The 14172-nt window shown below is 32.9% G+C and carries 11 protein-coding genes; all 11 read left to right on the top strand.

Features of this window, described 5'->3' with window-relative positions:
• Nucleotide 1: 1 nt before the first annotated feature.
• The 11 genes from J2X17_RS11395 (at nucleotide 2) to fabG (ending at nucleotide 14120) form a co-directional block, all read left to right on the top strand.
• Nucleotides 2-364 (top strand): nuclear transport factor 2 family protein, encoded by a 363-nt coding sequence (locus tag J2X17_RS11395; RefSeq protein ID WP_310297888.1) that lies wholly within the window; start codon nucleotides 2-4, stop codon nucleotides 362-364.
• Between the two features lie 85 nt (nucleotides 365-449).
• Nucleotides 450-1322, top strand: coding sequence for a succinate--CoA ligase subunit alpha (sucD, locus tag J2X17_RS11400; protein WP_073394160.1), 873 nt, complete (start codon nucleotides 450-452; stop codon nucleotides 1320-1322).
• A 155-nt stretch (nucleotides 1323-1477) separates the two neighbouring features.
• A complete protein-coding gene (locus J2X17_RS11405; RefSeq protein ID WP_310297893.1) occupies nucleotides 1478-1906 on the top strand; it encodes a hypothetical protein in 429 nt (142 codons plus the stop codon).
• A gap of 845 nt (nucleotides 1907-2751) precedes the next feature.
• Nucleotides 2752-3363 carry an RNA polymerase sigma factor gene (locus J2X17_RS11410; protein ID WP_310297896.1) on the top strand — a complete coding sequence of 204 codons (612 nt, stop codon included), beginning with the start codon at nucleotides 2752-2754 and terminating at the stop codon, nucleotides 3361-3363.
• A gap of 89 nt (nucleotides 3364-3452) precedes the next feature.
• The gene (locus tag J2X17_RS11415) at nucleotides 3453-4565 is read left to right on the top strand and encodes a FecR family protein (protein ID WP_310297899.1); all 1113 of its coding nucleotides are present in this window, start codon (nucleotides 3453-3455) and stop codon (nucleotides 4563-4565) included.
• 260 nt (nucleotides 4566-4825) lie between these two features.
• A complete protein-coding gene (locus J2X17_RS11420) occupies nucleotides 4826-8554 on the top strand; it encodes a SusC/RagA family TonB-linked outer membrane protein (RefSeq protein ID WP_310297902.1) in 3729 nt (1242 codons plus the stop codon).
• Nucleotides 8555-8565: 11 nt separating this feature from the next.
• A complete protein-coding gene (locus tag J2X17_RS11425; RefSeq protein ID WP_310297905.1) occupies nucleotides 8566-10047 on the top strand; it encodes a RagB/SusD family nutrient uptake outer membrane protein in 1482 nt (493 codons plus the stop codon).
• Between the two features lie 26 nt (nucleotides 10048-10073).
• Nucleotides 10074-10934: a zinc-binding metallopeptidase gene (locus tag J2X17_RS11430; protein ID WP_310297908.1), complete on the top strand. Its 861-nt coding sequence runs from the start codon at nucleotides 10074-10076 to the stop codon at nucleotides 10932-10934.
• A gap of 32 nt (nucleotides 10935-10966) precedes the next feature.
• Nucleotides 10967-12328, top strand: coding sequence for a DUF4302 domain-containing protein (locus tag J2X17_RS11435; RefSeq protein ID WP_310297911.1), 1362 nt, complete (start codon nucleotides 10967-10969; stop codon nucleotides 12326-12328).
• Between the two features lie 128 nt (nucleotides 12329-12456).
• The gene (locus tag J2X17_RS11440; protein ID WP_310297914.1) at nucleotides 12457-12729 is read left to right on the top strand and encodes a hypothetical protein; all 273 of its coding nucleotides are present in this window, start codon (nucleotides 12457-12459) and stop codon (nucleotides 12727-12729) included.
• Nucleotides 12730-13373: 644 nt separating this feature from the next.
• A complete protein-coding gene (gene fabG, locus J2X17_RS11445; RefSeq protein ID WP_074661230.1) occupies nucleotides 13374-14120 on the top strand; it encodes a 3-oxoacyl-[acyl-carrier-protein] reductase in 747 nt (248 codons plus the stop codon).
• Nucleotides 14121-14172 lie beyond the last annotated feature (52 nt).

Here is a 14172-nt window from a genome sequence, read left to right on the forward strand (position 1 = left end):
TATGTCTATAAAAGAATTTGTTCAAAAATTTTATAAGTCGGATGCCTTAATTGATAGCGAAATCATGAAAACGTACTTGCATCCGGATGTTATAGTCGAATGGAATAGCAGTAAAGGTTTAATTCAGATGAATTACGACTATATGGTTGCAATGGCAAATGAGCTTAGTCGTGCTTATGTGCGATCTAAGGTTAGAATTAGCCATATTATTGCTGAAGATGATTTGGTTTCAATTCGCTATTCTCATTTTGTAAAAACGATTGAAAACCCAAGAGAAGAGATGTTACTAGCTCATTTTTCGACTATTTGGCAAATAAAAGATGATAAACTTTATAGAGGTTATCAAATGAGTCAATTTTCTTAATTTTTTTTGAGAATAAAAAGGTTAAAATACGTTACAAAACCTTACTTTTGCATCACAATTTTAAAAACTACATAAAATATATATCATGAGTGTTTTAGTTAATAAAGATTCCAAAATAATTGTTCAAGGATTTACAGGAAGCGAAGGAACTTTCCACGCTTCTCAAATGATTGAGTACGGTACTAATGTTGTTGGTGGTGTTACTCCGGGAAAAGGAGGAACTAGCCATTTAGATCGTCCGGTTTTTAATACAGTAAAAGATGCTGTTGATCAAGCTGGAGCTGATACATCTATTATTTTTGTACCGCCAGCTTTTGCTGCTGATGCAATTATGGAAGCTGCTGACGCTGGAATTAAAGTAATTATTGCTATTACAGAAGGAATTCCTGTAGCAGACATGATTAAAGCAAATAACTATGTTAAAGAAAGAAATTCTAGATTAATCGGACCAAACTGTCCAGGGGTTATTACTCCGGGAGAAGCTAAAGTTGGTATCATGCCAGGTTTCGTTTTCAAAAAAGGAACTGTTGGTATTGTTTCTAAATCTGGAACTTTAACTTACGAAGCTGCTGATCAGGTTGTAAAACAAGGTTTAGGAATTACTACAGCTATCGGAATTGGTGGAGATCCAATTATTGGAACTACAACTAAAGAAGCTGTCGAATTATTAATGAACGATCCAGAAACTGAAATTATCATCATGATTGGTGAAATTGGAGGTCAATTAGAAGCTGATGCTGCTAAATGGGTTAGAGCTGATGGTAACCGTAAACCAGTTATTGGTTTTATCGCTGGAGAAACTGCTCCTGCTGGTAGAACAATGGGTCACGCAGGTGCTATTGTTGGTGGTTCTGATGATACAGCTGCTGCTAAAAAACAAATTATGAGAGACAACGGAATTCACGTTGTTGATTCACCAGCTGAAATTGGTAAAAAAGTTAAAGAAGTACTTGGGTAATCTCCAATTTTCAAAATAAAAAATTCCAAAAAAAAGTCTCAATATTGTGTTGAGACTTTTTTACATTTTTAAAATGTTTGGAATGTAATTTAAAAACGTAGCGACTTAGATTATTAGTCCCGAGGTTTCGGGATAGTAGCTTAAAAATTAAAAATATGAGTAAAGAATTAAAAAAGTTTAAAGTAAGCAACAGTTTTACTTTTACAATCGAAGATAGTTTAGAACAAGTTTGCAATGCTCCGGAAGGTGGTGCTGGAATTTTTGTTGTTTATGCTGTTGAAGGTGATGCAAAAGAATTAATAATGGTGGCTTCTACAGGAACTGTTCAGAATGACGGAACTTTAAAAAGTAAAAATGGCGGTTTATATGATAAAATCGTAAACGGTCATCAATTTGCTAAAACAGGAAGAAAATATTCCTGGCCAGCGCAAATGAAATTAGAAAGTATTGACGCTTTAGAGGTTGTTTGGTACGTGACTTTTAATGCAGATGTAAAAGCAATTCCAACTGCTGTGGAAGGGCAAGTTTTGCAAAATTTCTTAGATGAAAATGCAAAATTACCAAGATGGAATGTTGCTTTCTAAAAGCGTTTTCAAATAAAAATCATCAAAAGCCTTGCTATTTATTTAGTAAGGTTTTTTTGTTTTTGTAAGTTTTTAATTATTGGTTTATATATTTAGGTCACCAAAAAAAAGACAAAAGTATTATTAAGAACTACTTACTGTGATTGGCTTTGTGCTTTTTCTCCTGTTAACGCCCAACTTATTTCTATACCAGATTTTAATTTTTAAGGCAAAGCTGCTTGAAGCAAATGAAACAAATATTATAGTCCACTACTTAGATGTAAGCCCTGAAAAAATAGATACAAATCGAAATAGAGAAATTGAGATTGCCGAAGCTTTAAAAATTGCAGCATTATTTCTTGATAATTGTAATATGTATCATTTGTTATCCATCCAAATCTGGTGAAGAATGTTTTAATATTGCTGAAAAAAGTGATATTGAAATAAAATCTATATCTGTTTGTGATGTTTTTAGGTTAATTGGTTATAGCTGTTTCTAATGCTCAAAAGGTTTTGAGTATTGATGTCTCTAAACTTCCAATAGGAAACTATATATTGAAGTAAGACTGATAAAGAATTATTTAATGAAAAATTTATAAAAAGATAGAATTACATCTATTAAGTATAAGTCTTACAAAAATTGGCAAATGTTAACAAAATATAATTTTATATTTAGTTTGAGTCCTTGCTAAATCAACGAAGAGACAGTTTTCAATTTTAGGAAACTGTTTTTTTTATGTAAAAAAATTGGGTTTTAAATATTAGCTTTTATATATTTATCGAACAAAACGTAAGGATAATGTTAAAATAATATATTCCTAACATTATGTGAAAATTATTATCCAAAATGCCACCCCAATTATACCATGAAAACGACAACCTTACCCTTCAGCACTTTTGATGATGTTACACTTTGGAATAATTTAAGAGAAGGTGATGAAAAGTCATTTTCAGTATTATTTGAAAGGTACTATGCGGATTTATTACGCTATGGAAACTCACTTTCTCCATATGAAGAAAAGGTACAGGATTGTGTTCAGGATGTCTTTACAGATATTTGGGTTTACCGAAACACATTACAAAGTTGTGTTGTTGTAAAAGCTTATTTGTTATCTAGTGTCCGTAAGCGAATTGCCCGTCTTTTTGAGCGCGATCATATTTTTCGCAAAACTACCACTACAGATTCGATAGCATTTCTTTTAGAGTTTTCAGTTGAACATGAACTCATAGATGATGATTATGCGACCAAGGAAAAAGTTGTTCATTTGAATAAATTACTGAACGATTTACCTGACCGCCAAAAAGAGGCTTTATACCTTCGCTATCATCAGGGTCTCAGTGTTGAACAAATTGCAGAAATGCTGGACGTTAATTATCAATCGGCGAGCAATTTGTTATACCGTGGTTTATTAAGCCTTCGCAAGGAATGGAAGGGTGCTTTTTCCTTATTTCTTCTACTATCCTCAAGTACTTTTTAATTTTATTTCAAAAAAATTAAAAAAAATCACAATTTGGTGAGTATATAATAAGAGTTCTGTCCTCTATGTTTTTGTAACCTTATTTTTAGATGCAAAAACGTAATACATATACAGAAATTGAAGACTTTTTGTCCGACGAATCATTCCAGTCATGGATTTTATTAAAAATCGATGAAAATGGTTGGGAAGAATGGACTTTAGAAAATCGTCAGCGTGCTAAGTTAGTAGAAGACGCTAGACATTTGCTGTTGGCAATGAAAGTTCCTGAATCTGACTTGTCTCTTTCAGATATTCATAGAGCGTTGCAAAAGACCTGGCTAAAAATCGAAGAAAAAGAAAACCACATCAATTTTATAGAAAACTCACGAGCTCTTTTTGTGAGAAAATATTTTTACAGCGGAATTGCCGCCAGCTTGTTTTTGTGTTTGCTGTCAGTTTGGTTTTATAAATCCAGTGTTAAAGCTGATAATGTAGTTACTTACAAAGAATTAATTGATGAAAATAGTGAAGGATTAGTGGAGCAAACTAATAATTCAAATAAACCGCAAATTATCACCTTATCTGACGGCAGTTCGGTTTTATTACAACCCAATAGTAAATTGAGTTACCCTAAAATCTTTACCGGAAACGAAAGAAAGGTTTATTTATCCGGCGAAGGTTTCTTTGAAATTAGTAAAAATCCCAAAAAGCCTTTTTATGTTTATGCAAATGAGATTGTTACAAAGGTAGTGGGAACTAGTTTTCGGGTGAAAGCTTATTCTGATCAACCTGATGTTGAAGTTCTTGTTCGCACCGGTAAAGTTAAGGTAAGGTCAAATGATCTGGTGGCTAAATCAGACCAGCAGGAAGTAATTTTACTTCCAAATCAGGCGCTTCGTTTCTTAAGAAGTGATTTGAAATTCAAGAAAATAACAAATATTACCCAAGATGAAGATTTGGTAAACAGTATAGGTAATATTGAACAATTGAGTTTTGAATTTACTGATATTCCTGTTTCTCAAATCTTCGAAACGATCGAACAGGCCTATTTGGTAGATATTGATTATCCAAAAGATAAATTAAAAGATTGCCATCTTACCACTTCGCTTAGTGATCAGCCTTTAACAGAAAAATTAAAAATTGTTTGTAAAAGTATTGGAACTAATACGAATTTTGAAATGAATGGAAATCAGGTTATTATAACATCTTCAGGTTGTAATTAGAATTGTCTTTATAACTGTAATTATAGAGATTTATAACTTTTAGATCTACAATAAAAACCACAATAAAAACCAAATAAGAACCAAAATTAACAAAACTAAAACCAGATTTAATGCCTATGTAAAACCAAATACATAAAAAAAGTGCCGAAATGCTGTAACATTTTCGACACTTCATAAAATCGAATTTCTCTCTGTAAAGAGCAATTCAGTACGTTTCTTAGAATACATGCGAATAGTATTAATCAAAACAAACCAAAATTATGAAAAAACCAGTTGTTAAACAACGATTACTCCATCGAATCATGAAAATAACGCTATTTCAGTTTGTCCTGGCACTTGTGTTTTCAAGTGTTACAATGGCGAACAGTGTGAATGGGCAAAGAAAACTAGATACAAAAGTCACTATTACGGTTGCAAATTTAACTTTAGATAACGCGTTATCTAAATTAGAGAAATCTGCACAGGTAAAATTTTCGTATAATTCAAGATTGCCTCAATTAAATCAAAAAGTTACTATTGAAGCAAATGAGGAGGTTTTATCCAGTGTGCTTAATAGAATTTTAAAACCATTTAATATTACTTTTTCAGAAGTAAGCAATCAAATAATTCTCCAGAAAAATACCGCAATGGAGCCGTTTTCAAATTTAGAAAATAACAATTCTATATTTGACGTATTAATGGCTGGGCCAATTATTAAAGGTAAAGTAACTGATCCGAGTGGTATTCCGTTACCGGGCGCAACTGTTTTGGCTAAAGGTACAAAAATAGCTGTGCTAACTGATTTTGACGGGAATTTCTCTATAGAAATGCCTGCAAACAGTACTGCATTAGTTATTTCTTATGTTGGTATGGAAACTAAAGAAATTGGAATTGAAAATACAAGTCCAACAATTGTTTTAAATGAACTGGGACAAAATTTAAAAGAAGTGGTGGTAACTACTGGTTATGAAAAAACTTCTAAAAGAACATTTACAGGAGCTATCAGTAAAATTTCGGGAGCGGAATTAAAAGTTGATGGAGTAGTCGATGTGAGTAGAATGATCGAAGGAAAAGCAGCAGGTGTTACGGTACAAAATGTTACAGGTACTTTTGGTACAGCTCCTAAAATTACAGTTCGTGGATCATCTTCTATTTTTGGAGATACCAAACCATTATGGGTAATTGATGGTGTTGTTCAGGAAGATATCATTAATATTTCTTTTGCAGATTTAGCTTCAGGTAACTCAGAAACTTTATTGAGTTCATCAGTTGCGGGTTTAAATGCTAACGATATTCAGAGTATTGAAATTCTTAAAGATGCTTCGGCAACTTCTATATATGGTTCAAGATCTTTAAATGGAGTTGTGGTTGTAACTACTAAACAAGGACGTAGAGATTCTCCATTAAAAGTAACTTATACGGGTGAAAATACGGTGAGAACTGTTCCAAGCTATACACAATATGATATTTTAAATTCTCAGGAATCAATGAGTATTTTAAAAGAAATGGAACAAAAAGGATTTCTTGACGTACCATCTACTCTTCAGGGGCGTTACGGCGGTGTTTATAACATCATGAGTAAAGCAATTAATACTTATGTACCTGAAACAAACAGTTATTTGGTCAACAATGATCCTGTAAGCAGAAATAATTTTTTAAAGAAATATGAATTAGCAAATACAGATTGGTTTAGTGTTTTGTTTAGACCATCAATTACACAAAACCACTCGTTGAGCTTTTCTGGTGGAGGTAAAAACAATACTTTTTACGCTTCGCTGGGCTATTATACTGATCCGGGATGGACAATTGCAGATAATGTAAAACAATTATCATCAAATATTAAAGGAACTTTTTATATAAACGACAGATTAAATGTTACGTTATCCACATTGGCATCTGTGCGTGATCAGGAAGCTCCGGGAACTTACGAAAGTCAACAAGATGTTGTATTTGGAAATGTAACCAGAGATTTTGATATTAATCCGTTTAACTATGTTTTAAGCACAAGCAGAACATTGAGACCTTATGATGATGCTCATAATTTGGAATATTACAGAAACAACTGGGCTCCAATGAACATTATAAACGAATTGGAAAATAACGTTTTAGAAATTAAAGTAAAAGACATTCGTTTTCAATTGGATTTAGATTATAAAATCAACAAAAACTTAACTTACAATCTTACAGGTTCTGCGAGATATGCAAATACTTCAAGAGAACACAAAATTTATGAAGATTCTAATGTTGTAGGAGCTTACAGAGCAGGAACAGAATATGGTGCAGATGGTGTAAATACAACCGTTCGAAATGCAAATATCTTTTTGTACAAAGATCCGGATGATCTGACAGCGCCTCCAATTTCAGTATTGCCAAATGGTGGTTTTTTAAGAAAATTTACAAATGATTTGACTTCTTATAACATCAGAAACAGTGTTACGTATAGAAATATTCTTAATGAGGTACATGAATTAGAAGGTTTCTTTGGTACTGAACTTAGATCTTTAGACAGAAACAGTGACAATTTTACTGCTGCCGGACTTCAATATGATAGAGGGCTTACTGCTTTTACTGATCCAAGAATTATTGAAAAAATCATCAATGAAGGGAATTCTTATTATGGTTTTGCAGCTGAAAGAGAAAGAACCGTTGGTTTCTTCGGAAAAGTAGGATACACTTACGATCGTCGTTATACAGGATCGATCACGGGTCGTTATGATGGATCAAATAGACAAGGAAACAGCGGATCTTCAAGATGGCTGCCTACTTATACTTTTAGTGGTAAATGGAATGTTACTGAAGAAGATTTCATGAAAAAATCGGGATCTATCAACAATTTAGCACTAAGAGCTTCTTACGGACTTACCGCTACTGCTGGTCCTGCAACAAATTCATTGGCTATTTATAAAAGTTACATAACAGATCGTTTAGGAATTTCTGACAGAGAAACCGGAATTGAAATTGATCAATTGCAAAATTCTGATTTGACTTGGGAGAAACAATTTGAAACCAATATTGGGGTAGATTTAGGAATGTTTAACAACAGAATCCAGTTTACAACAGATATCTACAGTCGTAAAGCATTTGATTTAGTTGATTATGTCGTGACATCAGGAATTGGCGGGCAAAAAATCAAGCAGGGAAATAATGCCAACATGGAAACAAAAGGTCTTGAGGTTGGTTTTACAACTCAAAACATTATAACAAACAGTTTTAAATGGTCTACAACCCTTAATTTATCTGTTTTCAATCAGGAAATTACAAGACTTGAAAATCAGCCTTCTGCATTTGATTTAGTTGACGGGAATGGAGGAAATGCTATCGGTCATCCTAGAAATTCAATTTATTCATATCAGTTTACAGGTTTGAACAATCAAGGTTTACCTACTTTTATTATGCAGGATGGTGAAGAAGATAATATTACCGGAGCTAATTTTCAGGATACAGAAAATGTTACGGATTATTTAAAATATGAAGGGTCTATTGAGCCAAACAAATCAATTGGTTTAGCCAATACTTTTACTTATAAAAGCTGGTCATTATACGTATTTATTGTAGGCTCAGGTGGAAATAAAGTACGTTTAAATCCTGCTTTTAGCAGTCAGTATGATGATTTGACAGTGTTTACAAAGGATTTTACGAATCGTTGGATCAACCCTGGTGATGAAGCATTTACTGATGTTCCTGTAATTGCTGACAAACGATTAATAACAAATTATGATGGTGTTAATACATTAGGACGTGCCTATAATACTTACAATTATTCTGATGTGAGAATTGCAGATGGAGATTTTGTGAGATTGAAAAACGTATCGCTAAGCTGGGAATTCCCAAATGATTTCAAGAAAAAATTAGGAGTAAGTACTTTCACATTAAAAGGTTCTTCAGTTAATCCTTGGTTGATTTATTCTGATAAGAGGTTAAACGGACAGGATCCTGAATTTCGTAATACTGGAGGTGTTGCTTTTCCAATCACAACTCAGTACAGTTTTTCTATAAACCTTTCATTCTAATATAATTGATTATGAAAAATATAAAATATATAAAAATTACTACAGCTTTTTTACTACTTATAAGTATCAGTAGCTGTGATGACTTCCTTTCGGAAATACCTGATAACAGAACGCAAATCGACACACCTGAAAAAATTTCAGAATTACTGGTTTATGCTTATCCTTTGGCTTCGTATATGGATTTAGCCGAAACAATGTCAGATAATGTAGATGATGGTGAATTAGGTTCAGTATCAATAAAAAATGAACAAAGTTATAATTGGGAAATGCACGATGAAACCAATATCGACAGTGAAGCTTATTATTGGGATGCTTGTTACAGAGCAATTGCACACGCCAATCAGGCACTGGCATCGATTAACGAATTGGGTAATCCGGCATCATTAAATCCGCAAAAAGGTGAGGCATTAATGGCAAGAGCTTATTCTCATTTTATGTTGGTTTCTTTTTGGTCTAACCGTTATAATCCGGCGACGGCTCAAACTGACTTAGGAATTCCGTATGTTACAGAACCGGAAACCCAATTGTTGAAAAAATACACCAGAAATAGTGTAAAAGAAGTTTTTGATTTTATTCAGAAAGATATAGAAGAAGGTTTAAAATATGTGACCAATAACTATAAAGAACCGAAATTCCATTTCAATAAAGATGCTGCTAAAGCTTTTGCAAGCCGTTTTTATTTGGTAAAAGGAGATTGGGACAAAGTACTTGAAGTTTCTGAAAGTATAGGATCTAAGCCTGTTGGAAAATTAAAAGACTATGCAACTTTATCAAGTCTGGCACCGGATATTCAATTTATTGAGTACGGAAAATCATCATATGCTGCAAATTTATTAATAGGTTCTCCAAACAGTTTGCTTGGCAGATCAGCTAGTTCTAATAATTTTTATTTATCAGATGATAAGCAGACTGAACTTTTTAGAACGCTGACAAATCCGTTTGGTAAGGCCTGGTTGTATGATTTCTATACTTACAACAGCAAAACGCTGTTTACACCAAAATTTGAGGAATATTTTAAATATACAAATCTAACGGCTAATATTGGAGAAGCGTATGTTGGAGTAGTACTTTTATCTTATGATGAGTTTTATTTAAATCGCATTGAGGCACTTGTCATGAAAGGCAGAACCGCAGAAGCCAATACAGAGTTAGAGTACTTTTTAGGGACAAGAACAACTAATTACAACCCTGCAACTGATAAATTGACAGAAGCTAAGATAACAACAATGTACCCTGTTATTGCAGATGAATTTACGCCATATTATACCATGACACCATTACAAACATCGTACGTTAAAGCAATTGCTGAGGCCAGAAGAAGAGATTTTGTTCATGAAGGATTAAGATGGTTGGATGTGAAGCGTTTTAATATCGTGGTTACACACCCAACTTTTGGAAAACCAACAAATATTTTGGTTAAGGACGATAAACGCAGAGCGATGCAGATACCACTTAGTGCATCTAACAACGGCGTAGAAAAAAATCCTAGGTAAATTTTTAATTAAAATTTTAAGAAACTATGAAAATATTAAAACAATATAAAGCAATACTGTTTGTAGCGGGAGTTTTAACTTTTGGTGCCTGCGCGCATGAAGATCAGCCTGGCGAAAGCCAGCTGGATTATTCACAACCTCAAAAAACAGCCCTAGACAATTGGATTTCAACAAATTATTTGATACCATATAATATTAATGCGCAATACAAATGGAATCAGAATACTGTTGATAATAACAGATTCTTATTTCCTCCAATGATTTCGAGTGTACAGCCGGCATTAGATGTTGTGAAACAAATATGGCTCGATAGTTATACTAAAATTGGAGGTGCCGATTTCGTAAAAAAAATTGCACCAAGAGAAATTGTTTTGGTTGGGGGAGTAAATTCTAACACAAACGGAACCAGAACTTTGGGAATAGCAGATTCTGGACAAAGAATTACACTTTTTGAAGTGGATTACTTAGACAAAAAAAGTCGTCCAAATGTAACAGAGTTTATCCATACTATTCAGCATGAATATGTGCATATTCTTAATCAAAACAAACCTTTTGATGAGCAAGCCTGGCAAAAAATTAGTCCGGGAGACTATACAGGAACCTGGCATTTAGAAGTACTTGAAGATTCCCGTAATTTAGGTTTTGTAACCAATTATGCACGAAATAATATTATTGAAGATTTTGCTGAGACAGCTTCTACGATATTGACAAGTACAAAAGCAGAATATGCTGCTATTCTTGCCAGTATTACAGAAGAAAGCGGCAGACAAAAACTGAAGCAAAAAGAAGCACTTGTTGTACAGTATTATAAAGATGCTTTTAATATTGATTTTTATGCTTTAAGAGATCAGGCAGAAAAAAATACAAACAATGTTATCAATAATTAAGCTCGTCAATTATAATTTAAAAGATAAATATTATGAAACCAAAAAATATATTTAAGTACTTGATGGTTGCTTTTTTGGCAATACATTTACTTGGCTCATGTTCAAGTGATACCGAAGCCGAACCAAAATTTGATAAAACTCCGGCAGAACGTTTAAATGGGCAGAAAAGCGAATTAAACACAGCATTGCTATCATCAGAATTTGGATGGAAAGCGGTTTATTTTACAGATGATACACAACTAGGAGGTTATACGCATTTGTTTAAGTTTTCTGCTGATGGAAAAGTGCAAATGGCATCAGATTTTGATGATGATACCAAAACTTATGAAAGTACTTATAACGTAGTTTTAGGAAGTACAGTGAGTTTGTTATTTGATACGTACAATAGAATTCATCTCTTGTCAGATTCGAATAGCTATCCGGCGGGGACTAAATTACAAGGGAAAGGATATCTGGGCGATTTTCAGTTTTTATATTATGGAAGAGACAATGAAGATATTCTATTTAAAAGCAATAGATTGGTTAGAGATATACGTTTCGTTAAAGCAACCGCGCAGGATTGGACGAACTTATCTAAAAATTTAGATACGGAGGCGAAACTGGTTGGTGGAATAGATAGTCCATTGTTTAGATTGTTGGAAATTAATGATGGAACAAGCATTAAAAAATATAATTTCGGTTTTGCAGCAACAACCAGATTTTCAACTTCAAAATCTATTGATACCGGCTCTTCAGAAGTTATTAATATGGGAGTAGGTTATACGCCAACAAGTATTGTAGTTAGTCCTGCAGTAGTAGTTGCAGGACAAAATCTAAAAGAATTTGTTTACAATAGTACAGATGATAGTTTTAAAGCTACAGGTACAGGTGGAGTAACTGCAACGATAAAATACAGCAATGCGCCATTAATTTTGACAAATGACTATAAAGTAACGTTGCCTGCCACTGGCACTCCGTCAACTGCATTTGGTTACATTGCCGCTAATTTAGCGACGGCGCCAACTAATTCACAATTGGCTGTTAAGCTGTTAAATGAAATTAATGCCTCATTACCATCAACTCAAAAAGTAAATCGTGTACAATTTACTTTCTCACCTGGAGGTGTTGCCGATATTATGTACAGCTTTACTGGTGGAAAAGCAGCAATTTATCATAGAGTAACTGTAACGGAAGATGCCGTGAATAAAACGATTATACTTAAAAATCAATTCTGGCATAACGGAACTGCTATAATTACAGCTCCGGCTTTATTAAAAAATATTGATGATAAGCTTTTAGATCCAAAAGGATTGTATGTTACTAAAGAAAGTTTCAGAATTCAGTTTACAAATACAATTTATACTTTTTCCGGGGCTTCAAGTAGTTTTAGAATTACTACTTATGCTTTCCAATAAATATTTTTTAAGTTGATATATTGTATTGATATTCAACTGACAGAATTTAGTTTTGTTTTTAATTTTTGGGGAAGAGCAGCTCCTTGTGAGCTGCTTTTAATGACTATTTTTAAACTTAAATATACCTTATGAAAGAATATACCAGACCAATAAATATCGCTATCTTTTTTTGGGGATTATTACTACTTATTATATCAAATTTCTATCCAGATTATGCAAGATATTATTTGTATCTATCTATAATAGTAATTATTCCGGTTGCGATTTTTAATCTAATAAAGCAGCGAAAGCAAGACAAAATCAATGATACAACAGTATTTCAATCGTCAATTTACAGAATGCTGATTATGGCAGTGTTGCTGGCAGCTTTCTTTTTTTTAACAAAGCAAAATCCTGTTTAAGAATTTAGTTTTAGTTATATTTTGAAGAAAAAGCAGCTCTATTTTGAGTGCTTTTAATTAACCTTTTAACTTTAATTGTTATGATGAAAAAGGAATACATACCTTCAATTATCATTAGTCTATTATGGGTTTTATCTCAAGTTATGGATTATATATATGAAAGAAAATACACCTTATATTTTTTCTGCCTCTTTTTGATTTTGGTAATTCCTGTAATAATTTTTACAATTATAAAACAAAGAAAAGAAGACAAACTTAATAACACAACAGAATTTCAATCTTCAATTTATAGAATATTATTTTTAGTATTTTTAATCGTTATCTTTTTTGTTACAAAGCAGAATTACATTTAAGAATTTAGTTTTAATTTTATTTTGAAGAAAGAGCAGCTCTATTTTGAGTTGCTTTTTTGATTTTAGGAAAGCTTGCCGATTTTTATTTTAATAATATTTAAAATTTATAATTTTTCAGATCCCTTTTTTAAACTTAAAAACGTTGTATCTTAGAACCTTTGTCGCTATGAACCTTTGCAACTTTGAACCTTTTTACAATTGTTATTTTTTTAAAAAGGGAATTATCATATATTTGACAAGTCATTCATAGCAGGAATAGCTATAAATAAATATTAAAATTAATTTTTGAATATGAAATTACTAGAAGGAAAAGTTGCCATTATTACGGGCGCTAGTCGTGGAATTGGGAAAGGAATTGCTGAAGTTTTTGCTAAACACGGTGCAAATGTCGCTTTTACATATAGCTCATCTGCAGCTTCTGCAGAGGCTTTAGAAGCTGAATTGAACGCTTTAGGAGTTAAAGCAAAAGGATACCAATCGAATGCGGCCGATTTTAATGAAGCGCAAACTTTTGTTGATGCTGTTCTGGCTGATTTTGGAACAGTTGACATCCTAATTAACAACGCCGGAATTACAAAAGATAATTTATTAATGCGTATGTCAGAAGCTGATTTTGATCAGGTTATTGATGTAAACTTAAAGTCTGTATTTAATATGACCAAAGCGATTCAAAAAACCTTTTTGAAACAACGCGCTGGTTCTATTATTAATATTAGTTCTGTAGTTGGTGTTTCTGGAAATGCTGGTCAAACGAATTATGCAGCTTCTAAAGCAGGTGCAATTGGTTTTACAAAATCTGTAGCTTTGGAATTAGGTTCTCGTAATATTCGTTGCAATGCAATCGCTCCTGGTTTTATTGAAACAGAGATGACTGCAAAATTACCTGAAGATGTAGTAAAAGGATGGAGAGACGGAATTCCGTTGAAACGTGGAGGAACTACTGAAGATGTTGCAAACGCATGTCTTTTCTTAGCTTCAGACATGAGTGCCTATATTACTGGACAAGTTCTTAATGTTTGTGGAGGAATGCTTACTTAATAAGTTGATTGTTGATGGTTTGTTGTTTATTGTTCTGCAGCCATAAACTATA

It is taken from the genome of Flavobacterium aquidurense, from assembly GCF_031458035.1.
In the GTDB taxonomy this organism is placed as follows: domain Bacteria; phylum Bacteroidota; class Bacteroidia; order Flavobacteriales; family Flavobacteriaceae; genus Flavobacterium; species Flavobacterium aquidurense_C.